Annotated in this window: 18 protein-coding genes; 13 read left to right on the top strand and 5 right to left on the bottom strand. The window is 45.9% G+C overall.

Annotated elements, in window-relative coordinates; translation table 11 throughout:
- Positions 1 to 689: 689 nt before the first annotated feature.
- The 5 genes from ACFQZT_RS17835 (at position 690) to ACFQZT_RS17855 (ending at position 7,263) form a co-directional block, all read left to right on the top strand.
- Entirely contained in the window at positions 690 to 2,030 is a 1,341-nt protein-coding gene (locus ACFQZT_RS17835) for an extracellular solute-binding protein (protein WP_379302191.1), read from the top strand.
- Positions 2,031 to 2,103: 73 nt separating this feature from the next.
- Positions 2,104 to 3,003, top strand: coding sequence for a carbohydrate ABC transporter permease (locus tag ACFQZT_RS17840; protein ID WP_379302192.1), 900 nt, complete (start codon positions 2,104 to 2,106; stop codon positions 3,001 to 3,003).
- Positions 3,000 to 3,839: a carbohydrate ABC transporter permease gene (locus ACFQZT_RS17845; RefSeq protein ID WP_379302193.1), complete on the top strand. Its 840-nt coding sequence runs from the start codon at positions 3,000 to 3,002 to the stop codon at positions 3,837 to 3,839. The genes ACFQZT_RS17840 and ACFQZT_RS17845 overlap by 4 nt, the downstream gene beginning before the upstream one ends.
- Positions 3,840 to 3,925: 86 nt before the next feature.
- A complete protein-coding gene (locus tag ACFQZT_RS17850; protein ID WP_379302194.1) occupies positions 3,926 to 5,677 on the top strand; it encodes a cache domain-containing sensor histidine kinase in 1,752 nt (583 codons plus the stop codon).
- Positions 5,659 to 7,263 carry a response regulator gene (locus ACFQZT_RS17855; protein WP_379302195.1) on the top strand — a complete coding sequence of 535 codons (1,605 nt, stop codon included), beginning with the start codon at positions 5,659 to 5,661 and terminating at the stop codon, positions 7,261 to 7,263. The genes ACFQZT_RS17850 and ACFQZT_RS17855 overlap by 19 nt, the downstream gene beginning before the upstream one ends.
- 35 nt (positions 7,264 to 7,298) lie before the next feature.
- Here the strand turns inward: ACFQZT_RS17855 and ACFQZT_RS17860 are convergent, their stop codons facing one another.
- Complete coding sequence (locus tag ACFQZT_RS17860; protein ID WP_379302196.1) at positions 7,299 to 9,362, bottom strand: beta-galactosidase; 2,064 nt, start codon at positions 9,360 to 9,362, stop codon at positions 7,299 to 7,301.
- Between the two features lie 139 nt (positions 9,363 to 9,501).
- Between ACFQZT_RS17860 and ACFQZT_RS17865 the strand changes: the two genes are divergently transcribed.
- The 6 genes from ACFQZT_RS17865 to ACFQZT_RS17890 all read left to right on the top strand — a co-directional run bounded on the left by ACFQZT_RS17865 (position 9,502) and on the right by ACFQZT_RS17890 (position 18,464).
- Positions 9,502 to 10,332: an AraC family transcriptional regulator gene (locus ACFQZT_RS17865; RefSeq protein WP_379302197.1), complete on the top strand. Its 831-nt coding sequence runs from the start codon at positions 9,502 to 9,504 to the stop codon at positions 10,330 to 10,332.
- Positions 10,333 to 10,791: 459 nt separating this feature from the next.
- Positions 10,792 to 11,955 (top strand): DUF4317 domain-containing protein, encoded by a 1,164-nt coding sequence (locus tag ACFQZT_RS17870; RefSeq protein ID WP_379302198.1) that lies wholly within the window; start codon positions 10,792 to 10,794, stop codon positions 11,953 to 11,955.
- Between the two features lie 224 nt (positions 11,956 to 12,179).
- Positions 12,180 to 13,406, top strand: a complete 1,227-nt coding sequence (locus ACFQZT_RS17875; protein ID WP_379302199.1) for a multidrug effflux MFS transporter — start codon at positions 12,180 to 12,182, stop codon at positions 13,404 to 13,406.
- Positions 13,407 to 13,648: 242 nt separating this feature from the next.
- A complete protein-coding gene (locus ACFQZT_RS17880) occupies positions 13,649 to 15,424 on the top strand; it encodes a Rieske (2Fe-2S) protein (RefSeq protein ID WP_379302200.1) in 1,776 nt (591 codons plus the stop codon).
- A 677-nt stretch (positions 15,425 to 16,101) separates the two neighbouring features.
- Positions 16,102 to 17,277 carry an MFS transporter gene (locus ACFQZT_RS17885; RefSeq protein ID WP_379302201.1) on the top strand — a complete coding sequence of 392 codons (1,176 nt, stop codon included), beginning with the start codon at positions 16,102 to 16,104 and terminating at the stop codon, positions 17,275 to 17,277.
- 137 nt (positions 17,278 to 17,414) lie between these two features.
- Positions 17,415 to 18,464 (top strand): NAD(P)-dependent alcohol dehydrogenase, encoded by a 1,050-nt coding sequence (locus tag ACFQZT_RS17890; RefSeq protein ID WP_379302202.1) that lies wholly within the window; start codon positions 17,415 to 17,417, stop codon positions 18,462 to 18,464.
- Between the two features lie 76 nt (positions 18,465 to 18,540).
- On the opposite strand, the gene ACFQZT_RS17895 is transcribed toward ACFQZT_RS17890, so the two are convergent.
- The 4 genes from ACFQZT_RS17895 to ACFQZT_RS17910 form a co-directional block, all read right to left on the bottom strand.
- Positions 18,541 to 19,086 carry a TetR/AcrR family transcriptional regulator gene (locus tag ACFQZT_RS17895; protein WP_379302203.1) on the bottom strand — a complete coding sequence of 182 codons (546 nt, stop codon included), beginning with the start codon at positions 19,084 to 19,086 and terminating at the stop codon, positions 18,541 to 18,543.
- A gap of 163 nt (positions 19,087 to 19,249) precedes the next feature.
- Positions 19,250 to 20,005 (bottom strand): YheC/YheD family protein, encoded by a 756-nt coding sequence (locus ACFQZT_RS17900; RefSeq protein WP_379302228.1) that lies wholly within the window; start codon positions 20,003 to 20,005, stop codon positions 19,250 to 19,252.
- Positions 20,006 to 20,126: 121 nt separating this feature from the next.
- On the bottom strand, positions 20,127 to 20,372 hold the full coding sequence (locus tag ACFQZT_RS17905) for a hypothetical protein (RefSeq protein ID WP_379302204.1): 246 nt from the start codon (positions 20,370 to 20,372) through the stop codon (positions 20,127 to 20,129).
- A complete protein-coding gene (locus tag ACFQZT_RS17910) occupies positions 20,359 to 21,123 on the bottom strand; it encodes a ParA family protein (protein ID WP_379302205.1) in 765 nt (254 codons plus the stop codon). Before ACFQZT_RS17910 ends, ACFQZT_RS17905 begins: the two co-directional genes overlap by 14 nt.
- 164 nt (positions 21,124 to 21,287) lie before the next feature.
- Here ACFQZT_RS17910 and ACFQZT_RS17915 point away from each other — a divergent pair, with 164 nt between their 5' ends.
- Together ACFQZT_RS17915 and ACFQZT_RS17920 are read left to right on the top strand one after the other, a co-directional pair.
- Positions 21,288 to 23,084, top strand: coding sequence for a sensor histidine kinase (locus tag ACFQZT_RS17915; RefSeq protein ID WP_379302206.1), 1,797 nt, complete (start codon positions 21,288 to 21,290; stop codon positions 23,082 to 23,084).
- A complete protein-coding gene (locus ACFQZT_RS17920) occupies positions 23,062 to 24,246 on the top strand; it encodes a response regulator (RefSeq protein ID WP_379302207.1) in 1,185 nt (394 codons plus the stop codon). Before ACFQZT_RS17915 ends, ACFQZT_RS17920 begins: the two co-directional genes overlap by 23 nt.
- The last annotated feature ends 158 nt before the right edge of the window (positions 24,247 to 24,404 follow it).

The following is a 24,404-nucleotide window of genomic DNA, read 5'->3' on the forward strand; positions in this document are numbered from 1 at the left end:
CTGTATTTGTGACATCTCCCATTTTTGCCCAAGATTGTCCGTTATTTGTGCTTTCGTAGATTGGGAATGTCGGTATACCAGTAGTTCTGTTTTCCCTGGTGGTATACATTTTGCCATTGTTGCCACCGCTGTGTGTGAGCTGAACGGTTCTGGGTGACAAGACCCCGTAAGTAGGCGCATCACTGGGAGGTGTAAACATGGTCAAAGGACCATAGGCACCAACGGATGTCGCCAAAGTACCTAACATTACTAGGAATAGAAGCATTGTAACCACGAATCGCTTTACATGTTTTTTCAATAAATTTACCTTCATTTTTTGTTTTTCTAATTTTTAGTTAAGCGCTTACAAATGTAATGATACGCTACGCTAGTCGCTTGAAAAATGTAATTGCTTTACTGAATGATAGAATCTTTTTACTTCGATTAGGCACAAATTACGACCGCTGATCAGGCGGACGAGGTATTGATTTTGGGACGTAATTGAGTGAGACCGTTACATGTATGTCTCTTTGTAGGTGTATACTACAAATTAGCAGTTGGATTAGCAGAATCTTCTTGGCATGAAATTCATAGATAGGCAAAGTAAAAAGATTCTATCTTTTAGTAAAGCGATTACATTCTTCGACAGCGTAGAAAATCGTATGATATGACATGTAAGCGGTTTTATTAATAGCGGGGAGGCAAACAAAATGAAGATGTTCAGAAAGATAATAAGCATGGGTTTGGCTGCAGTTTTAACGGTGACACTGGCTGCGTGCGGAAGTACGAAAAGCGATAGCCAACAACCTGCAAATTCCAACTCGCCAAAATCTACGGACAATGCTGCGGCTGAGAAAATCAAGATCTCAATGTGGTCGCAGTTTTCCGATCCTAACTCCAAAGACGGAGGGTTTATCGGCTTTTACAAAGCGTTGGATGCCACGAAAGCCAAGTTTCCCAATGTAGAAATCGAACATACGGGGATCGGGGGAGAAGCCTATAAAACGAAGATCAAAACGGCTTCAGCAGCAAATGAATTGCCCGACATTTTCTTTTCATGGGGTGGAGGCTTCGCTCAGCCGTTCGTCGCAGGAAACCGCATTCTACCGATGCAAGATCTTGTAAAAGACGGAACCATCGATAAGTTGGTTCCGGGAACGACGGACAACTTTACGTTTGACAGTAAGCTGTACGGGCTTCCCACGAATATCGCAACTGCGAACCTTTATATCAATACGGAGCTATTTCAAGCCGCAGGCGCTAAAGTTCCTGCTACTTGGGAAGATCTGCTAGCTGATATTAACCTTTTAAAAGCCAAAAACATTACGCCTATCGCACTGGGGGCAAAAGATAGATGGCCTGCGATGTTCTGGAACTCCATTTTGGACATCCGCATGGGAGGGGCAGCTGCTGTCAATGCAGCATTGAATAAGGCAGGATCCTTCGATACGCCGGAATTCCAGACAGCCAGCCGCAAGTACAAGGAGCTGATTGACGCCAAGGCATTCGGGGAAAATCCACTAGGGACTTCCTATGATGAGTCAATCAATATGTTCTTAACTGGCAAAGCCGCTATCTTGTATATGGGCGCTTGGGTGAACGGACAGATCAATGCACCGGAATCAGCGGTAAAAGGGAAGGTTGAAGTGGTGAAATTCCCGACGATTTCAGGTGGGAAAGGCAATGCCGATGAATGGCATGGCGGTTCCGGCGAAACCTTCTTTATTAATGCCAATGTAAAAAATAAAGATCGTGTGTGGGAAGTTTACAAATACTTTATGGAAACGATGGCGAAGGAAGTATACCTTGCTGGTTCCGGTTCCTCTGCATGGAAAGGCGATCTAGGCGACACCTCCAAGGTAGATCCGCTTGCTGTTAAAATTGGCCAGCTTTCTGCAAAAGCGACTGGTTTCTCGTACTGGTGGGATCAAATGTTGTCTGGTAATGATACGGAGTCTATGTTCGGTTCACTGATGAAATTCACAGCTGGAAAAGTATCGCCTGAGGACTTTAATAAAGAACTGCAAAGCAAAATCAATCCTGGCAAATAGAGACGAAAGAAATCTAATCGAAGAAACTGGCGGAAATCAACTTCCGCCAGTTTGATTAGGGGGAGGGAGAACCATGCAACAAGTGTTTGGTGATAAGAAAGCCATAGCCGTCTTCGTACTTCCTGCGCTAGTCTTGTTCATACTAGTAGGTTTTATCCCGATTGTTCAATCCGTTTATTACAGCATGTTGGATTGGAACGGAATCGGAAAAGGAAAATTTGTAGGATTGGCTTTGTATAAAGATCTGTTCGTTACCGATACGTACGACATGCAATTTCTTCACTCTGTTTGGAATACGTTTTATTTAGCTATTTTGTCAGTGGGCTTGCAAATCCCTTTCGCGTTCCTTCTTGCCCTAATTTTGGCCAGAGGCATCAAAGGAGAGAAGTTTTATCGGACGTTATTCTTTATCCCCGTCACGATTTCTTCCGCCGTCATCGGACTCATGTTCTTATCCATTTTGAACCCGAACTACGGTGTATTGAATGCCATATTGGCGCAAATAGGACTGGAAGGTTGGAAGAACGATTGGCTTACGAATGATAAAACGGCTTTATCGAGCATCATGCTGCCCGCCGTGTGGCAGTGGGTTGGTTATTACATGCTTCTGATGTATGCGGCTATAAAAGGCATTTCCGAAGAAATGTTTGATGCTGCCAAAATCGATGGGGCGTCCAGATGGCGCGCCACGTTTTCGATCGTGATTCCGTTAATAACGCCAATTATCAAGGTTTGTATCGTTTTTGCCATTATTGGCTCGTTGAAATTTTTCGATTTGACTTTTATCATGACGAACGGCACCTCGGCACCGGCGACGGATGTACCCAGCACGCTGATGTACACAACGATCTTTAAGAGAAATATGTACGGGTATGGAAGTGCAATGGCCGTCTTTATGGTGGTGGAATGTCTTGTTATTTATATGGGGCTGCAATGGTTGTTTCAAGTACGAGGAGAGGAGAATGGCAAGTGATACTGACACGCAAATGGATTAACACCAAGCTATTTCTTCAATTCTTTCTCGTCGTTTTCGCCATCATTCAATTTTATCCGCTGCTATGGCTAGTGTTAACTTCATTCAAAACCAATATTGAAATCACCGGAAGCAATGTAATGGGACTGCCTTCCACGTGGAGGTTTGAAAACTATAAATACGTCTTTGTTGGTTCTAAGCTTGGCAGGAATTTCTTGAACAGTTTGTTATACACTGGTATAACGGTAATCGCTTCAGGGTTGTTAGCGTCGATGGTATCGTATGCCGTCACCCGGATGAGATGGAAGTTTAGCAAAATTGTACTTGCCTTATTTATGTCCGGGTTGATGATTCCGGTACATGCTACCTTACTGCCTATATTTCTCATCTTAAAGCAAACCCATTTGTTAAATACGCCATGGGGTTTGATGATCCCTTATACGGTGAATGCCATTCCTCCCGCTATGTTCATTATGGTTGGTTTTTTTACGAACCTTCCTCGGGAATTGGAAGAAGCTAGCGTCGTCGATGGCTGTAATATTTACCAAGTGTTTTTCAGAATTATGCTTCCTTTAATAAAACCGGCTCTCGTTTCGGTGTCCATCTTTACGTTCCTAGCCGCATGGAATGAATTGATGTTTGCGACTACGTTTATCAATAATACGAATCTCATGACGATAACCGTTGCCATTAATTCCTTACGGGGGCTGCATATGACAGAGTATGGTCCGATCGCAGCCGGCATGGTCATCGCGACCATTCCAACGATTGTTTTGTATGCTTTCTTAAGCGAGCAGGTACAGAAGAGTATCGTCGCGGGAGCAATTAAAGGATAGTACCGCTGCGTCCATGCTATAATAAGAGGAGGAATGATAGGAAATAAGTAGATAGGATTTCAATCAGACAGAAGGTGGTTTATGTGGTGAAATTCGCCAAAATAAGAACACAAATGATCTCCTATTATATTGTTTTGCTATCAGTTTCTCTGCTGGTTAGCGGCGTCTTGTATGAAAGATTTAACCGAAGTCTGATCGACGGTAAGATTGCGGAAGTCTCCGAACAAAGCTTAAACGCGATTCAATCCAATATGAATTCCTTGTTCGATAACGCTTCGAAATATTCCCAAAGAGTGATTGCCAGCGGCACCGTCCAGGAGCTGCTGAAGACGGACTTCACATACGATGGATTCGTTGCTTCAAACTTGAGTATCCAGAAGGTACTAAATGAAATTTTTCTCGCGGAGTCCAGCGTAGCCTCCGTTTATTTGTTTCGAAACGACGATTTATACTATTCTTTGGAATTTCAGAAGCTAGGACTTAACATAGCAAGCATGAAATCAGCTCCCTGGTACCAGGAAGCCGTAAGCAAAAACGGGGGTCCGATATGGCGGATTAATGCAGGCGGGCTCCTGAATACCCCGGTTAAAGGGGAACCATATCTGTCTTTAATCCGTGTCGTGAACGATCTGAATACCGCCAAACAACTTGGCATAGTGATGATTAACATTCCGTTAGCTCAAATTAAGAAGCCCTATGAACATACCATTGACGGCAAGAAGTACGATCTTATGGTAGATCGGGAAGACGCGCTTATAATGGAGTTTGAAAATCCCGAGCTACAGCAGTTTGCGGAATCGGAAGAGTTTCGTTCCCATGCTTCAGGGAGCTTTATTAAAACCATAGCGAATAATCGATATATTTTCGATAAGATGGAGGTTGGCGGATGGCGTTATGTAACCGCATTCTCGATGAGCGACTGGCCGAATCCGTACAAGGCTGTGAATCGAGTCCTCTTCCCAATCGTCGCTTTTAATGTTGTTTTTATTTTTCTCGGGTTTATTTGGATCACGAGATCGATTATCAACCCGATATTAAGTTTATTGAAATCGATGAGAAAAGCGGAGACAGGTGATTACCAGGAAGTCCTTCTCAATCCGAATTCCAATGAGATCCGGCAGCTTCAAGATCGGTATAACCGTCTGCTTGCTACAATTCAACAATCGATGGAACGCGAGAAAGAGGAGCAGTCGCTGCGGCGAAAACTTGAACTTCATATTTTACACCAGCAAATTAAACCGCATTTTCTATATAATGCTTTGGAATCTGCGGGATACTTGTCTTTGGCTGGAGAAAGGGAAGAAACCTATCGTCTGATCTCCGCGTTAGCCCAATATTACCGTTTGAGTTTAAGCAAAGGGAATGAAATTATCTCGTTAAAAGAAGAATTTGAAATCGCCAAGAATTATTTGACGATTCAGCTTATTAGATACCCAGGCATGTTTAGGACTGTCTATGTATTAAGCGATGCGTTACATGATTATCCGGTTCCCAAGCTCACCCTGCAGCCACTCGTGGAGAATGCGCTGTACCACGGCATTCGTCCGATGGGGCAGCAGGGGGTAATTACTGTCTCGGCCGTCCCTTCAGGCAGATCGGTCATCTTGACCATTAAAGATGATGGCATGGGGATCTCAGAGGATAATCTAGATTCCATGAGAGAGGAGCAGCTTATTCATAATGCATCTAGCTTCGGGTTGCGTGGAACGATAACGAGACTTAGACTTTTTTACGGGGACGGTATGTCCTATTCAATTGGCAGTTCACCGGGAAACGGAACGATCATCGAAATTGAAATACCCTACTTGGAGGATTCCCAATGGAACAAGGAAGGATAACTGCCATTGCCGTAGATGACGAAGTCAATCCAAGAAAGCTCCTTCAAGTTCTCTTAGATTGGCATTCCCTTGGCATTGAATTCATAGGGGAGGCGGCTAACGGTAATGAAGCGCTGGATTTAATTGATACTGTGAGGCCAGACATCGTATTTACCGACATTAATATGCCGTACATGGATGGATTGGAGCTCGCGAAGCTTGTACGGGAAAGAGATCCTTTCATTAAGGTTGTTATTCTAACCGCGTATCCTGAATTTGATTATGCAAAGCAAAGTGTGAAAATTGGTGTCCATGATTTCTTGTTAAAGCCTATTCAACCTGACGTACTGAAAAAACTGGCTGTCGATTTGAAAGATACGATAGAGAAAGAAACTCACCATTGGAATGAATACCGGAAAATAAAGACGGAGCTTCTGGAGAATACCCATGAGCTGCAAGAAAAATTTCTAATGGACCTGCTAGTGGGCACCTCTTCAAATGGCGAGCAGCTCAATCGGAGATTCGAATATTTGTTCGGAGAATCGTTTCGTTTATGCTGCTCTGTTGCCGTACTCGATTTTCAAAGCGAACCTAACGATGAAGAAGAGAGAAGACTAAACCTCAGTATGGGTTGCAAAAGAGCTGTGGAATTCCTGGTGCACGAATGTGAGGGGATTCATGTTCTTCAAGACAATGGCGGACGCGTCGTAATGATCAATTGGGATAAAACGATTGAGTTGGAATCACTCAGTGAACAGGCCATTCGCATCATTAAGGATAAGCTGAACTGTCAAGCGACAGTTGGGGTAGGAGGCGTAAGTGACACCTTGCCTCGGGTGAAACAGAGCTACAAGGAGGCCCTTGAAGCTCTGCGTTATGGCAAACTATTCGGAGGGGACCAAGTCATCTCGTTCGGAGAGGATATCCGACTTGTCAATTATTCGACAGACTTGAAGCTGTCGGATACGGAAGAGATTATTTTTTTTATTAAAACGGGACTAAAAGATCAAGCCGTTAAATCGATCGATAAGCTGTTTCATTCATTGGCTCCCTCTGGCGGAGCGACGAATGAGCACATGTATTCGCTCGGTGTCCATTTCATTTCGATGCTGAATCTGACCATGTCGGAGTTGGGCTTTACGCAATTGCGTTCGAACTTGTTGAACGGCGCCATATATAATCGTATGTTCGGTTGCCGTATGATTGGTGAATTGAGTCAACTATTGTCCAAATTGGCGGAAGATGCGGCGGATTATGTGCAGGGAACGCGAATGAAGAAAACGAACCAGATTGTTCACGATATCCTGGCGTATCTGACCGATGAATTTCGAAACCCCGAAGTTTCTTTGGGCTCCGTTTCCCAAAAGTTCCACCTCAATTCTAGTTATTTAAGCCGCATTTTCAAGCAGGAGATGAGTCAGGGTTTCACTGATTATTTGCTGAAACTTCGTATAGAAGAAGCTGTTAAACTCATGAACGAAACGGATTGGAAAGCTTATCAGATCGCAGAAAAAGTTGGGATCAAGGATCCGTATTATTTCAGCCACCGCTTCAAGAAAGTAACGGGAGTTTCCATTCAGGAATACAAGAGAACTTCACAGAAATAAGGAAAGGAACCGGCTTGATGACCGGTTCCTTTTCATTAATTTAATGCCAATACCTTCACACCATAAGGGGCGATATCCAGATCCCCCGCGCTAAGGCGTGTACCTTCCAACATGTCTTCCATATCATGTAGCAGATTGGCTCTGACCGATTTGTTGGAGTAATTCAGGATAAAGGCAAATCGACGATTCTGTTTCACACGGATGGCAACCTCCACCTCGGGGGGCAGTACCGCCCAACCTAATGTAGCAGGCTCTAATCCGAGGCGGCGGGTCAATGCATCCGCTACATCGCGACTGAATGCGGCCCCGTAATAATAGGCAACACCAGCGCCATAGGGATTTCGGGTAAGAGCTGGTTTCCCCGCATAATAGTCACCGTCGAATAGCGCCAGTGTCTGTACGTCGCCGTTCTCTGGCAAGAGGATGTCGTTGAACAGGTGCGCAGGTGTACTGGCTTCGTCCCCGCCATCGATCCATCGCATGTTCGGTGTGGATTCCTCGTTCACAATCAGCGTAAAGTCTTCCACGGTTATGCCGCACAGTTCCGCGACGAGACCAGGGAATGGCGTCATTCGGCAATGTCCACGTTTATCCTTATAACCTGTACGAGCTCCGAAAAGCAGCTTGCCTCCTCCGGCTACATACTGCTTAAGCAGCTCCGACGTTTCCTCCGACATAATGGCCGGATGAGGGTAGATGAGCACTTTGTATCGTACGAGGTCTTCCAGTTTCGTCTTATTCTGCACATACAGATAATCGTAAGGGATATGCCCGAGCTGAAGGGATTTGCCCCAACTGTATTCGCTCTCTTTCGTTAGAGGACCGTGAAATTGGTCAAGTTCCCCATCCCACTCGTTGTCATAATCGTGCAAAATAGCTACTTCCGCTTCATAACGAGATCCGGCGATAACTTCCCCGATTTGCCCTAATTCCCGGCTTATCTTTTCTGCTTCGGCCACTCTCCGGTTTGGACGATTATGATAATCGTTGATCCCATGCCAATAAATCTCGGTACCGAATGTAGCCGTTCGCCATCTGAAAAACAAAACCATATCCGCCCCGTGAGCAACAGATTGATAAGTCCACAATCGCATTTGTCCCGGTTTTGGTGCAGATTGTCCAAACAGGTTCACCCAACCGCCCGGGCCCGATTGCTGCTCCATGATGCAGAACGTGGGGGAGACCGAACGAACCTTGGCGAGTTGGTTGGAATAGTTACGGTCCATGAGCGGATGCTCTCGATCGGCATCGTTCCGGATGGTGGAGAAGTTCGGGTACGAATCAAAAGAAAAGAAATCCAGAAGTTCATCCGTCAAGGCATGGCTATCCAGATGACCAAACATGCCGTTGGTTGTGATCCATTGCGTTGGTGCAAGCTTTCGCAAGATCGCTACCTGTAAACGAGCAAAGGAAATGACGTTATCCGAGATAAACCGCTTTTCATCCAGGGCTTGATGAGGGTTTGCGGATTTGGTAGGCGCTGGGCGAGGCAAATGAACCTGCTCCCAGTCGGAGTAACTTTGGTTCCAGAAGACTGTCCCCCACGCCTGATTCAATGCGTCTAAGGAACCGTATTTCTCCCGCACCCAAGTCCGAAACGCCGCATGGTCTGCCTTGGAGTAGAATACATTCACCTCGCAGTTAAGCTCATTGTCGATCTGCCAGCCGACTACGCCGGGGTGATTCGCATAATGAACAGCCATAGCCTCCGTAATTTTTGCGCAATATTCTCGGTACACGGGGCTACTGTAATTATAGTGCCGTCTTAACCCGTGCTCATACTGAACGCCCTCTAAAGTCACATTCAGAATTTCGGGGTATTGATGGGTCATCCAGGCAGGTGGCGTAGCCGTAGGGGTGCCGAGAATGACCTTCAGTCCATGTTCGTGAGCGAGGTCTATGGCGCGGTCGAACAGATCGAAAGCAAATACCCCTTCCTCCGGTTCAAAAAAATTCCATGCAAACTCACCCATTCGCACAATGGTGAAGCCTAATTCTTGCATTCGTCTGTAATCGTCAGCCCACATATGCTCCGGCCACTGCTCGGGGTAGTAGCACACGCCTAGATCGAATTTTTCTCCCGGAATTGTTTTATCCACGGTATTTTTTCCCCATTTCTAATAGTATAGTAATTTTTTGTTGTGTAAATTCTTTATATACTCATTATATTTCTTTATAATATTGTGTAAATAACATCATTTTGTTGATCATATTAAAATCTTGCGTTTTGGAGGGATTATGAAAATTCATTATGTGTTACCGGAACCGATGTACAAGCACTACACGGTTTTTCCAGATATGATTGGCCAATATGCCAATTCTCCCGAACATCAGGAGTGGAGGTCTAAGGGACAGCTGCAACAAGCAAATTTGCATATTGTGTTAAGCGGAAAAGGATATGTGAAAGATAACGGAAAGGAATTTTGTTTGGAAGCTGGACAGGGCTTCTATTACGGGCCAGGTCTAGAGCAAGAATATCGAACAGATCCGAAGGAGCCTTGGGAAGTATTTTGGGTACACCTAGCAGGCGAGGGGCTAAGCAGGCTGTTGAACGGTCAAGGAACTTCTTCTGTATGGTTGTTTACATATAGCGATTTGCCAAAGCTCAAACTGCTGGCTGGAGGCTTACTGGAGCTGGCTTCCCCTTATGATAGGAACGAGGTGCAATTGGCGGTAAAGCTCTATGAACTGCTTACTGAGCTTGCAGTAAGTGCGGAGACTCTTGGAACAGCGACAATGCTGGATAAGCGTGCACGGATGAGAGAGGTTGCGGAATATATCCGCACCCACTGTACGAAGCCGCTGACGCTCCTGCAGATGGCCGGGCAGGCACGTTTCAGTACCTATTATTTTAGTCGGATGTTCCACGAAGTGATGGGGCGGACTCCTATGGAATGGTTGTTTGAATGTCGTCTTGTTGTAGCCAAGCAACTGCTCATGTCCAACGAATGGACGATTAAGCAAGTGGCAGAGAATACTGGCTTTTCCCAGAGCAGCTACTTTATCGCACGCTTCCGAGAGCACACCGGACTGACCCCGCAGGAATATCGACGTTTATACAAATCTTGACACGCCCCGAGCCATTGCTGTGGGTCCTTTTTTTGTTACTCATCTTCCCTGTTTTGGTTTTGTTTGTTGTTCTCTCTCAATTCTATTTTTATTGTGTGTGTTGTCATAATTTTTGAGAAAATTTTCAGAATTAGTAAGGATAGTTTCTCAAAATTGTTGAGAAATCTATAATAATGCATTAACATACAGGAAGTAGTTTATCCAATTGATAGGAAAGCACATGTTCGCTTCATAAGTAGTGTCATTTAAAGTTATAATTTAAATTACGAGACATGTGGAGTGCTAATCGCTCTAAGTTTGGAACGGAAATAAAGGGAAGCAACGGTGGAAGCCCTTCTCATGAAGGGCTTCTGTCTTGCAATGTGAACACTCAGGAAGGCAGATCATCCGTTACAAATTTCTAATTCAATCGTTAGTACTAGTAAGGCCATTTCACATCATAGGAGCGTCTGAAGGACCATGAAAAAGAACGAACTCGCACATATTCGCAAGCAGCTTAAGTTGGATCACCACATGCTTGAAATTTTCAACATTCTTAACGTATATATCATGAAGGAAAGCAACGAGATCTATCATTGCGAGCGTCAGCCGTTCGCTCTAATTGATAGGGAGAAGCAGGAACTATATATGGCTAATTTCAAAAAACTGCTGACCGGCGAATTGGATCAGAAGATGTTCGAGTTAAAATTTCAAGAGGAAGCGGAGACGCCTTCACAGGTGCTTCTCTATCAAGGTCTGGTGACCGGTAATCCGGAAGAATGGCAAGATCTGATGCTCCTGTTGGTGGAGAAAATGTTGGCGGATACCAAATATGAACGGGATACGGTCATTACTTTCGTCCACGGGCAATATTTTAAGCCGACCAAGATCAGGAATGAAGAAGCTGAGGTGAGCGAAAAGGACGAGATGTTCGCGAATCCGTTCATTCTGTGCAGTGTGAATTCCACAGAGCAACAGCGGAAAACCCTCATGTTTGATTACGTCGAGCGGGAATTCAAGTATAATGTCTTCGTAGATCCGATCATTAAATTGAACTCACCGGAGCAAGGTTTTTTCTACCCAAGTGTGACGGACAACTATTCCGACATGAATCGCATTCTTTATTGCACGGGTAAAGCCAACGAACCGAATTTTCATTTCATCGAGCAAGTTTTGAATGCCGAGAAGACCGTGACAGCGCAAGAAGAGAGAGCCATTTTTGAGGAAATCGTGAAAGAAGTGGCGGGTGATCAGCTCGACGCTTCAACGATCGCTCACGTGTACGAGGAAATTCATCGGGTCATTGAGACTAACGAGGAGGAGGAACCTCCGAAGTTGGACTATAAAGATGTCGAACGCATGCTAACGGTGAGCGGCGTGGAGAACGTGACGATGGAAAAGGTGGAACGAGCGTTTCAAACGGTCGTCGACGACAAAAACTATGAAATCAAAGCAAGCAGCGTCATGCCGAAGTTCACTTCGAAATCGATTAAGATTGATACGAAGATCGCCACGATTTCGGTCAGTCCGCAAGATTTAAAGTACGTGAAACAGGTGAATTATCAAGGAAAACGATGTATCTTGATCGAGGTCGACGAAGACGCCGTGATCGAAGGATTTACGCTCAGTACGGAGACGTTGTAGAGTTGAAATTAATGTATATTTATGTCGTGCAGTTGAAGGTTAAAATACTTTCGGCCGTCTATTAGTCGAGAAGCAGTTGGTACAGGAAACTCCTGGATCGGCTGCTTTTTGCTCTTGTTACACTACAATAAAACTGTTGTCTAAAACAATACAGTTATGATATGGTGTAACAAAAAACAGATAGAGTTCCGGATATGGAATGAAGAATAGGAGAACATCATACGATGACCAACAAAAGCAATCAGCATGCCGTTAGACTAGCGCTGCTTCTCGGTTTATTTTCGACTCTCGGGCCTTTTACCATCGATATGTATTTACCAGCTTTTCCTCAGATTGTAGAACAATTCGGTACGACAGCTTCACTCGTCCAGCTCAGCCTGACCGCCTGTTTACTGGGACTTGGCATCGGCCAACTGGTCATGGGTTCGCTCAGCGATGTCTATGGCAGGCGCAAGCCGCTGCTAATTTCCATGGCTATATATGTTGCGGCATCCGTAGCTTGTGCGATTTCGCCGAGTATTTGGCTGTTGATCCTTTCACGGCTCGTGCAGGGGTTTGTTGCATCGGCGGGCATTGTCATTTCCCGTGCAATCGCACGCGATATGTTTAGCGGTCATGAGCTCACCAAATTTTTCTCGCTGCTCTTGCTTGTAGGAAATTTGGGCCCGCTTGTGGCGCCGGTGACGGGAAGCGGTGTTCTAGCGCTCACGAGCTGGATCGGCGTCTTTATTGCTTTGGCGCTGCTGGGGACCTACCTCCTTGCCATGACAAAATGGAGACTCCAAGAGACGCTGCCTGTCGAGCGCCGCAGTCCCAGTAATTTTGCTCAACAATTGCGAAACTACGGATCGCTTTTGCGAGACCGCTCATTTGCGGGCTATATGCTCGCGCAGGGGGTCATGATCGCGGGAGTTTTCGCGTACGTTTCCGGAACACCTTTTATTTATCAAAATATTTATGGAGTTTCCCCTACGGTATTTGCGCTGTTGTTCGGATCGAACGGCATCACCTTGATCATCGGCTCGCAGTTGGTCGGCCGGATGGCTCACCGTGTGTCGGAGCAGACCTTCCTGCTGTTCGGTCTATGGCTTGCCGGCGCAGCCAGCATCGCCGTCTTATTGGTGGCCATTTTCCACGGGCCGCTGTACGCACTCGTGATTCCACTCGTCTTTTTTGTAGCGGCCATCGGTATCACATCCACGGCAGCTTTTCCACTTGCGATGGAGAGCCAGGGGCATATGGCGGGCAGTGCGGCTGCGCTGATGGGCGTCATTCCCTTTTTGCTCGGTGCGGTCGTTTCCCCGCTAGTCGGCATTGCCGGGGAAGGCACGGCTGTTCCGCTGGGTGTCATTATTTTGACCACTAGTGCAGCAGCGATGCTGTCTTATTTCCTCTTAGTGAAAAAAAGGGTCGAAAGAGGCGGTTTGGAGCGTTTTCCAATATCAAGCTAAGACTTTGTATATTTATGAAATTCTAATCAATTTTGAAACAACAAAAACGGAGCGCCGCAGGCTTGCGGGCTCCGTTTTCTAATTATCACTTAATGGTTAGTTTCCGTTAATGACTCTTTACTGAAGCCATGGCCGGGACATTAAGGTATAATAAAAATATCGAAAAGAACGTAGAGTGTTCTTACCGGATACGATTTGTTGTAATTTGGAGTGCAGCTTAAAAAATAAAGGAGGCTGTATCGATGAGTGACAGTTTAAACTGGATTTCAGCAGGCAATTTGGAAGCGCTTAAACAAGAGGGCGCAAAGGTTATACGAGGCGGTATCGCTGTTTTTTACCATGAAGACCAAGTATATGCGGTGGACAACCGCTGCCCGCATTTAGGCTTTCCACTCCATATGGGGAGCTTGTGCGACGGGATTTTGACGTGCCATTGGCATCATGCCCGGTTTGACGTCTGCAGCGGAGGAACGCTTGACCCGTGGGCGGACGATGTTCCGTCGTATGAAGTGCGGTTCGACGGCGGAGAAGTTTGGGTAAATCCGGTTTCCAGAAGAGCGGAAGGCGCGGAAAAATATAAACATAGACTGAAAGAAGGACTCGAGCAAAATATCGGCATCGTCATCGCGAAAGCGGTCGTCGGACTGATCGAAGCGGGAGTACCGGAGCGGGATATCGCCCGCATTGGCATCGAATTCGGCACGACATATGGATCCGGCTGGAACGCCGGTCTTACGATTCTTACCGCGATGGGGCAATGTGTCGAGAAGCTGGACAAAAACGGCAAAATACTCGCCTTATACCAAGGCCTTGTTCATGTCGCTCGAAATAGCTCGGGCAGAGGAACCCGCCACTTGCTGTCGGCGCTGCCGTCGGCGGACGTGGCGTTCGAACGATTGACCGAGTGGTACCGCAATTGCATAGAGGTGCGGGATACGCAGGGCGCTGAGAAAGTGCTGATCACCGCCATTTTGAAAGGCATTGATACGAAGCGTCTGTCGGAAATGATGCTTGTCGCCGCAACAGATCACTTTTACTTGGACGGCGGCCATGTGTTCGATTTCCACAGCAAAGCTTTTGAGGCGCTGGAGTGGGCGGAGGTGTCGCAAAAGGAGCGGATTTTAACTTCACTCGTGCCGATGATGGCTCGTTCGACACGGAGCGAGGAGCTGCATCAGTGGCAGGCGCCGCAGAACCTCGTAGAGCCGATCAAGCAAGCGGTCAACGAGCTGGAGCAGAATGCGGCGCAGGCGAAGCTTACCAAGGGGGCAACGGATGCTCGGCAGCAGACAGCTCTGTCTGCTGATACGGAAGAGCAAGTACTGCAGCAGTTGCTGAGCGATACACCGGAGCAGACGATCGCTTTGCTTCGCGATCTGCTCATCGCGGGAACGGCTCCGGCGCAACTGGCGCAGCTCGTTGCTTTGGCCGCCGCGGAACGGATCGTTCGTTTCCATACGCAGAACGATTTCGGCGATTGGATTGCAGTGCTCCATACGTTCACTTACGCTCACGCCGTGCATGAAAGGCTGCTGCAATCGGATGAGCCTTTGCTGCAGCGAGCGATTTTTCACGGAGCCGTCAGCGTATATCTTGACCGTTTCTTAAACGTGCCGGCTGCTGCGCGTCCGAAGCCGTCCGCCTTTGCCGTGCTGGCCAACCATCAGGAGTTGCTCGATTTGCTCGATCTGCGTCAGCAGGTCGGACCGGCCGCGCAATGGGTGATGGACTACATGCATGGCGGTGGTGAGCCGGGAGCGCTGCTTAATACGCTTGGACATGCGCTGTTGCGGGAGGATGCGGAATTCCATTCTTTCCAAATGTATGAGGCCGCAGTGGCCGAATACGACCGATGGCAAGCAGTGGCAGGTTCTTTTGCGGAGAAGGCCAAAGAAACGATGCTGCTCGCCTGCACCCGATATTTGGCGGCACACGCGCCAACCGCGCGCGAGCTCCCGCATACGGCTAAAATTGCCTGGAGGCTGCATAAAGGCGAACGGTTGTTTGAAGAAGAATAGCGCATGGAGACACCAGTCGGACAGTAGGTGCGCTTCGGCTCCTGATGTGTACGTTTGAAGTAGGCAAGCCTGGAAAACGGGGGTTGAACTTGCTGAATTATTAGGTTACTGGAATAATAAAGATTTTAAATGTGAAGCAATTGAATTAGGAAGGATTGCAGTTAACAACTTTCCTAATTTCGTTGCTTTTTTGTTTCCATAAATGGAGCAGATAATTCGAGGTAAGGCACCCGGATCGACCCGTAATAAATCACCCTTATTAGATAATCAACAATTGTTGATGGTTTGTTAAGTAATCCACACATCTTGTGGTTTTGACTATTGCAAGTAACTTGTTTCTGTTTAGAATGATAAACATGAGTTGATTAAGCAATCCATGTTTATTATGAGTCGAGTAATTGGAAATACGATAATACGATATCCGAGCTTGATTATCTGCGACAGGACATGAACACCATGTCCAGAGACACAGGGACGGCGTACGGTCCTGCCCGTCCTTATCCGTATCAATACCAAGTAGTATTCGCTTGCTGCTTTCAATGTGGACATGACACCGGAATGGCGAAATGAAATATCAGCACTTTCTTTTGCTCCTGCACCTGCCACGGACCGTGGAGAAGTGACGAAGGGCTGGGAATAAAAGCTAAGCGTCTCAAATGAAGAGAGGAAGTGTGTTTTTGGTAAAAAGAAATCGCTTGTTGATTTTCATATTGACCATTGGAGTTTTCGGTATCATAAATACGGAAATGGGAGTTATTGGCGTCTTGCCTTCTATTTCTGATCACTTTCATGTCAGTGTACCAAAAGCAGGTTTGCTTGTGAGTCTTTTTGCCCTTGCTGTTGCTGTGTCTGGTCCAACTATGCCGTTATTGTTTTCGGGGATAAATCGGAAGACGGTCATGTTACTCGTACTTGGTGTTTTCGTCTTGGGGAACATCATATCCATATTTACAACGAACTTCACCCTTGCATTAATTGCTCGTGTAGTTCCTGCTTTTTTTCATCCAATTTATTGTTCATTGGCTTTTACCGTAGCTGCAGCCTCAGTTAATAAGGAAGAAGCCGCAAAAGCTGTTTCTAAAGTTTTTATTGGAGTATCTGCGGGAATGGTAGTCGGTGTACCCATTGTAAGTTTTATAGCTAATGCCGTATCGATTGAAATGGCGATGGCATTCTTTTCTTTTGTTAATGCTATTGTATTCATTGCTACATTGATTTTTGTACCATCTATGCCTGTTGAGGAAAGACTTTCTTACGGAGCGCAATTATCCGTATTGAAAAAATCAATGACATGGCTTTCCATTGTGGCTGTCATTTTATTAAACTCAGCCGTGTTTGGAGTTTATAGTTATCTTGCTGAGTATCTGAAAACTGTAACGAGTATGTCTTCGAACACAATTTGTTTCATGTTACTCATACACGGTGGAGCCAATATTATTGGAAACATTGTGGCAGGGAAGTTGCTTACTAAAAATGCGAATAAATCTGTTGTGATTTTCCCTTTTGCATTGGGAGCCGTATACATCATTCTATTCTTAGTTGGGAAGTTTAGCGTACCGATGGCTATCGTTACTTTAATTTGGGGGATATTAGCCGGTATAGGGGCGAATATGAATCAATACTGGATTATGTCTTCAGCTCCAGAAGCACCTGATTTCGCTAATGGAATATTTTTAACATCCGCTAACTTAGGAACAACTTTTGGTGCTGCAGTAGGTGGGTTATTTATATCAGAAATGGGTACGCAATACGTTGTATTAGTGGGGTTACTATCATTGATATTGAGTTTTGTAGCCATTTTACTAAGAAACTACATGTTTACTCCCACTCAACAACTTTCTAGACTACCCTAAAGATAATCAATAATTATTATTGATTTGTTCAATAATCAACGAATTGCGTTCTTTTAACCATTGAAAACATCTTGGCTCCATTTATAATTATAAACATACGTTGATTAAAATTTAACATGGATTGCAGGAGGTTATATATGATTACTGCTAATGCACGTGCTACATTCAGTCCAGAAGGTCCGTTCAAACTGACAACTATAGAGCGCAGGGATCTTGAGCCGCATGATGTCCTCATTGAGATTAAGTACGCTGGTATTTGCCACTCTGACATCCATACAGCTCGCGGCGAGTGGGGACCGGTAAACTATCCGCTCGTTCCAGGCCACGAGATCGCCGGAATTGTCACCCAGGTTGGTTCGGAAGTCAAAAAGTATGCCATCGGCGACCGAGTAGGGGTAGGCTGTATGGTTGACTCCTGCAGAGAGTGCGATAGCTGCCGTAAGGGAGAGGAGCAGTATTGCCTCAATGGAATGACGGGCACCTATGGAGCTATCGACAAGTACGGGCAATATACACAGGGTGGTTATTCCACTCACATCGTCGTAACTGAAGACTTCGTGGTTAGAATTCCGGACGGTATTGCGCTTGATGCCGCCGCACCGCTTTTGTGCGCCGGCATCACAACGTACTCACCGCTGCGCCATTGGGGAGCTGCACCCGGCAAGAAGGTCGCTGTTGTTGGACTTGGTGGGCTTGGACACATGGCCGTGAAGCTCGCTCATGCCATGGGAGCAGAGGTTACTGTTTTATCACAAACCTTGAAGAAGAAAGAAGACGGTTTACAGCTTGGCGCGGACCATTATTATGCCACGAGCGATCCAGAGACGTTTATGAAACTGACTGGAACGTTTGACCTCATCGTGAACACAGTGAGTGCGAACATTGATATTAATGCCTACCTTTCGTTGCTGGCGCTGGACGGTACATTGGTCAACGTCGGTGCGCCAGCTGAACCGTTGCCAGTACAGGTATTCTCACTAATCCCTCATCGTCGGTCGTTCGCTGGGTCGATGATCGGTGGAATTCGCGAAACGCAGGAAATGCTTGACTTTTGCGCTGAACATCATATTGCACCTGAGATCGAGGTTATTTCCGCCAAACAGATTGATGAAGCCTGGGAGCGCGTACTAGCTTCAGACGTCCGTTATCGATTTGTGATCGACATCAGCACGATGGAGAACGAATAACGATTAATCCTAGCAAAATAATAGAAATGTCAAGAGCGTCTTGATAATTAAGCAGGACGCTCTTGTTATACATCGACTATAGACTTCTCTCTAACAAGGCACCAACTTGTTTGGCCATTGCTTGAGGCGGGTATGGCATTCCATTCCTGATCCACCATTCAATTACACCTACATAAGCGGTCCCAGCATATTGCAACATAACATCTTCGCTTAAATCCGTATTTCTTCCGCTTTCTTTGTCAATCTCATCCTTAAATCCTTCCGTAATAAAATCAAGAAGCCGTGTCCTAAAAGAAGGGGCTCCTTTACTCGCTAACATGGTCGAAAAGAATAAATAGTTTTTCTCAAAATATTCGAAAAAAGGTATAAGAGCACTGCTCCAATCCAGCTTGCATGCCCATTCACCCATCTCCGCCAATTCGTTAATGTATGTTTCTATGAGTTTATCCAATAAATCAAATTTGTCCTGATAATGAAGATAAATGGTTCCACGATTTATGTTTGCCCGGTCGGCAATATCCTGAATTGTAATATCATCGAAATTTTTTTCAGTCATCAATTCAATAACGGCATTTTTCATTGCTTCTTGTGATTTAAGAATTCTCCGATCCACTTTTGTCATTACAAATATCCACCAAGCTTTCAAAGTTATCTTGTTTATATAATAATAGACGTAAGTTGATTAATCAAATGTATTTGTTAATTCGCAGAGACTTCCGGCGGTGGAAATAAAAAAAAGAAACCGCAGTCTCGTTCAACTTAAATGAACGGGACTGCGGTTCTTTTTATAGCCGTCGCTTGTTATATTTACGGTATTCGGTATAAAGACGTTTGATGGTCTGGTAAGAGTTGTCTTTCAGCACTTTGAAAACAAAATGACCCGGACTATGAAGGTTAACCTCTATAATCCATATATTGCCCTTCTTGTCTACCGCCAGATCGATCCCGCTCTGGTAGGAAAAGAAGGGGTACTTCTCGGAATAAAAAATGATGGCTCGGCTGAGAGCGATCATCCGGCGCTTGATCTCCCCAACTTTTTTCGCGGTAAAACCGGCCTTGCCTAAAGCATTCTCAATGCTTGTGTAGCTCGCGCCTGCCGAATAGTTGGAAACTACGCTCCGAGGCCCGTGAATTTTTGCGATCATGCCTGCATAATGCCAGCGGCGGAGGCGGTCCCGCATTACCATCACGCGAACGTCGAAGGCTCTGCCTTTCATCAGGGCCAGATCGATTCCCTTTTGCACAATAAATAGCTCGTGGGGCATGCGACGCTTGATTTGCTGGAATAAATCCGTCGTTGAGGAGGCGCTGAGCACTCTTCCGGTTTTCCAAACGTACCGGTAGCCGTCCGCTGTTTTCCATGCTTTGATCACCGCTTTGCCTGTATGAACGGTATTGCCTTTGATGTACACTGTTTTGTATTTTCCGAGAAAAACAGCAAGAGAGGAAGGTGTCATCACCGCCGTAGGCGGCAGATGTTTCACGAGCAAGGGGTTCCTCGCGTAAAAACGATGCATTTTCCATTTGGCCAGCCGATCCACAATCCTCAAGGTCCTCATCCTTTTTGACAATAGCATATGGGGGAAGGAGGTGATTGGAAAGGGACAATTGACAGCTAGATTCTTACCCGGCAGACTGTAAAATGAACAAATCCCCACTGGCCTATTCGGCTGGTGGGGTATTTTTATGTCTTCGCATATACTCATTCACGGCTTCTACCACTACATCGACCATCTTCTTATTCTGTTTCGCGGCGAATATCTTTAACTCCGTATGGAATTGATCATCGAAATCAAAAGTTGCTTTTTTCTTATTTACAGGTTTCTGTAAACCTGTATTTACAGTTTCCTGTATTTCTTGACTTCGCCGTTTTCCTAATAACTGCTCAATCGCATCACGCTTGGACACGCTGCTCCAGCTCCTCGACAAAATTTCTATAATTGCTTAGTGCCGATGTATCCGTATTACTGTACTCCTGTATTCCTGTAATAGAAAACTCCTTGATTCTATTTCTTCGCTTTATTTCCGTTCGAAACACAACTCCCTCGTATTCTCTCCTTACCCTATCAATGATTGTTTTATCAATGATTGTTCTAGAATCGATCATTGTTGGCAATATGCCGCATAAAACAAGGTCCAGCTTTTTAACCTCTTTGATGTGAATCATTGTTGCTATGTATCTGTCCAGCGCGTCGTAACACATTGGTTCGCACTGCAGCATGACGATTGCATAGTCTGAAGCCACTAAACCATTAATCGTGTGCTCACCGAGATTTGGAGGTAAATCAATAAGTATGTAGTCGTATTTGGCCTTGACTTTATGTAGCGTATCTCTCAAAATGGTCGAACTCATTGAAGGATTTTGATGGATCAGCATGGGCAGAGTTGCTAGCATTTCATCAGCTGGAATGAAGTGAAGGTTGTAGGTTAACTTGCGGATGTAGGGGGTAGGATTCTTGTTTTTACATGCTTCAAAAATAGTCATCTTGGAGTAATCGTGTATATCTCGTTGAGTAAGAAACTGTGTCAAATTGCCTTGGCTATCGAAATCCACACAGAGAACCTTGTACTTCTTAGAGAGAAGATAGCCCGCGATGGCCGTGGTTGTCGTTTTGCCAACGCCGCCTTTTTGATTACCGATTGAAATAATGGCTCCCAAAACCCATTCCTCCTTATTTCTGTAATCCTTTATTCCTGTATATAGTTCTACAACAGATCTTTTTAAAAGGGGGTCATGCACGGTCAAGCATCTAGGTCTCATTGACAAAATTTCACCGGCAATGGTAGGTTAAGTGAGAAATCGAGCTGAAGCGGGGTGTAGCGATGTCGAGATGGAGAAATATGCGCTTTCAGACCAAATTGTTCTTTATGTTTCTGCTGCTCAGCAGCATCCCTTCTCTGCTGATCGGCATTACGGCTTACCAGAAATCGTCCGTCATGCTTCACGATCAGACTGAGCAGGATCTGAACATCATTCTCGCCCAGTTGAACACGTCGATCGAACGTCAAATCAATGACTTCGACCGATTTTCCATGCTTCCTTATTTTACACCGGAAACGTTCGGTTTTTTGAATAAGCCTTACACGAGCCCGGAGCGGTGGGGAACTGCGGAGCGGGATGCACAGAGGACGTTGATCCGTCTCATGAGTGTCTATCCATCCATTAATTCATCGATCAAAGGGTTGATGGTTTACGGCATGAACGGGTCGGAGAATGGCTATTTGATTAGCGGCAACTCCACCATCAACCCGGAAGACCGGGCCAGGGATTCGGCATGGTATCAGCAGGTGATGGCTAGAAAGGGAGGATTCGTCGTTACCGGTATCATGGATATTCATCAGTTTAATGAGCCCTTTAAAGCGATTCTCGGTTCCCGTTTGATATTGGACGAGGATTCCAAGCCTTTGGCCGTCATTGCCCTGTATATGCTGCCTGATTTCATTCCTAAGATCGTCAATTCGCTGCAGCTGAAACATGTTCAGGTTATCGTCCTCGATCAAGACCGAAATCTGATCTATAAATCGGATGACAAGCTGGCGCAGCGAATTCAATCGATCGGCATCAATCAAAAGAGCGGCAGTTGGGAAGCGAGTGTCTCGGAAGACGTAAACGGGAAAACGTTCAGCGGCGTATATTTGCAAAGCGACTACCTGGGCTGGAAAGTATATATGGGCGTGAACAAGGATGAAATGCTCAAAGGAAGCCGAACGATCCGCAACTATACGATAGCGATCGTAATTGCGATGGGCTTCACGGCGGCTGTAGCTTCCTGGCTGCTGGCAAGAGGGCTGTCCACTCCGATCTCGAGATTGATTCGCTCCATGAGGGAAGTGGAACGTGGGAAATTTTTGGTGCCTGTTCCGCTCGATCGAGGCGACGAAATCGGCCAATTGCAAAACAGCTATGGAAAAATGGTGCTGCGGCTCAATGAATTGGTCCAATCGATTGAGGATAAGGAACGGCAAAAACGGAAATCCGAGCTGTACGCTCTTCGTGCGCGGATGCAGCCTCATTTTTTGTACAATACGCTGAATTCCATCCGCATGCTGGCATTGCTTCAACAGTCCAGACAAATCGCCAAACTGATCCATTCCTTGAATAAGCTGCTGCATGCGAATATGAAGCTCGATGCCGAGCTTGTCAGTCTTGAACAAGAAATCGGATTGCTGAAGCATTACGTCAGCTTGATGGATCTGCGGTATACGAACGTATTCGAAGTGGAATGGGAAATACCCGAAAGGCTGCTGAATGCAGCCGTGCCTCCGATGTTGCTCCAGCCGTTGCTTGAAAATGCGATTTTCCATGGAGCGAAAGGCTTGGAGCGTATGCTGCACATCGTTGTATCGGCAGAATTGCAGGATGAAGATTCGACGCTGATTTTGCAAATTTCGGACGACGGCACAGGATTTACGGAAGAAACGCTGCGGCAAATGGACGGTGTATCGGAAGATTCGGTTCATATCGGGCTAAAGAACGTCCGCGACAGAATTAGTCTGCGTTTCGGCGATCAATATGGGCTTACGGTCAAACAGCACGATGGCAAGGCTAATGTCAAACTTAGCATGCCTTACATTACAACGGAAGCGGTGGCGGACGATGTGGAATCTGCTCGTAGTTGAAGACGAATCGATTGTCAGGGTCGGTCTTCGTTATATGATCAATTGGGAGAGCCTCGACCTCAACTGGAAAGCGGAAGCTTCCAATGGTGAAGAGGCGCTAAGCATTATGGAGACACAGCAAATTCACATCGTCCTAACAGACATCCGGATGCCCGGCATGGACGGGCTGGAGCTGGCCAAGCAGATCAAACAGCGGTATCCGGGTGTGCAGGTTATTTTTCTGAGCAGTTATGATGATTTTGCCTATGCGAAAGAAGCGCTTCGTATCGGTGCAGTCGATTATTTGCATAAACCGACGATGGACGAGGACGAAATCAAAGAGGTGCTGGTCAAGACGATAAAGCTGCTGAAGGAGCACAAGCCACCCTCACGCCAGCAGCTGACCGGTGACGAAAAGAATGAGTATTTGCTGTCGCTGCTGGATAAGTATACGTTCCCGTCTTCTCCTTTTCCTCCGGAACTGATGACGGACGAATTTAAGGCAGGATGCTGGCTGACCGTCATTCGAAAAAGGGAAGATGCGGTTGCGGAAAGCGCCGATTCCGAGCATTTGCGCTTTGTTTCATTGCTTTTCTTTATTGACGAACTGGTTGTCAAAGATTGGGGAGGCATCGTCTTTCATCGCCATTATCGCGAGATCATTTGGATCGCTCCGCACTTGGCGAAGGCTGCGTCTACCCAACATGTGGAAAGAAACAAATATTTGGAACGCTTACGAAAAAAAGTGCTTGAGCTTTTAAATGCAGCCGTCATTTACTCTCATAGCTCCAGTTACGATGATATGATAGATTTGCCCAAAGCTTACATGGAGGCGCTGCTTCGGCTTCCTGCCAAAGAGCAAAGCGATAATTTGATTGTTCGCATGGCGAAGGAATGGGTGGACCGGCAATTGCTCGATGAGGACATTACGCTCGGTAAAGTCGCTGCGGACATCCACGTCAGTCAAAGCTACTTAAGCCGGGTTTTCCTGAAGGAGGTAGGAGAGAACTTCAGCGATTACGTGATTCGCAACAAGCTCGAATACGCTCAAAAGCAGCTTCGCGAAACGAATAAAAAAGTATACGAGATCGCATCTGAGATCGGCTATACGAACCCCCACTACTTCAGCAAGTTGTTTAAAGAGAAATTCGGCATCACGCCGTTGGAATACCGGAATCAATAAAAGGCTGTTCAGAGCAAAATAACATACGGAATGTCAAAATTATTCTATTGAAGTGCCGGGCGAGCCGGCCTTTTTTGTTGAAATGGACATAATTGCATAGGATATTGCAGGTTCGGTTACTTACGGCATCTCGGAGGTTTTCATACAATAAGGTTATC

This window comes from Paenibacillus sp. GCM10027628 (genome assembly GCF_042676385.1).
Lineage (GTDB): Bacteria > Bacillota > Bacilli > Paenibacillales > NBRC-103111 > Paenibacillus_E.

What these genes read in the sequence shown, in the direction of transcription:
- ACFQZT_RS17835 (WP_379302191.1), top strand. Translation starts at nt 690, where the DNA reads ATGAAGATGTTCAGAAAGATAATAAGCATGGGTTTGGCTGCAGTTTTA.
- ACFQZT_RS17840 (WP_379302192.1), top strand. Translation starts at nt 2,104, where the DNA reads ATGCAACAAGTGTTTGGTGATAAGAAAGCCATAGCCGTCTTCGTACTT.
- ACFQZT_RS17855 (WP_379302195.1), top strand. Translation starts at nt 5,659, where the DNA reads ATGGAACAAGGAAGGATAACTGCCATTGCCGTAGATGACGAAGTCAAT.
- ACFQZT_RS17865 (WP_379302197.1), top strand. Translation starts at nt 9,502, where the DNA reads ATGAAAATTCATTATGTGTTACCGGAACCGATGTACAAGCACTACACG.
- ACFQZT_RS17870 (WP_379302198.1), top strand. Translation starts at nt 10,792, where the DNA reads ATGAAAAAGAACGAACTCGCACATATTCGCAAGCAGCTTAAGTTGGAT.
- ACFQZT_RS17875 (WP_379302199.1), top strand. Translation starts at nt 12,180, where the DNA reads ATGACCAACAAAAGCAATCAGCATGCCGTTAGACTAGCGCTGCTTCTC.
- ACFQZT_RS17880 (WP_379302200.1), top strand. Translation starts at nt 13,649, where the DNA reads ATGAGTGACAGTTTAAACTGGATTTCAGCAGGCAATTTGGAAGCGCTT.
- ACFQZT_RS17890 (WP_379302202.1), top strand. Translation starts at nt 17,415, where the DNA reads ATGATTACTGCTAATGCACGTGCTACATTCAGTCCAGAAGGTCCGTTC.
- ACFQZT_RS17895 (WP_379302203.1), bottom strand. Translation starts at nt 19,086, where the DNA reads ATGACAAAAGTGGATCGGAGAATTCTTAAATCACAAGAAGCAATGAAA.
- ACFQZT_RS17915 (WP_379302206.1), top strand. Translation starts at nt 21,288, where the DNA reads ATGTCGAGATGGAGAAATATGCGCTTTCAGACCAAATTGTTCTTTATG.
- ACFQZT_RS17920 (WP_379302207.1), top strand. Translation starts at nt 23,062, where the DNA reads ATGTGGAATCTGCTCGTAGTTGAAGACGAATCGATTGTCAGGGTCGGT.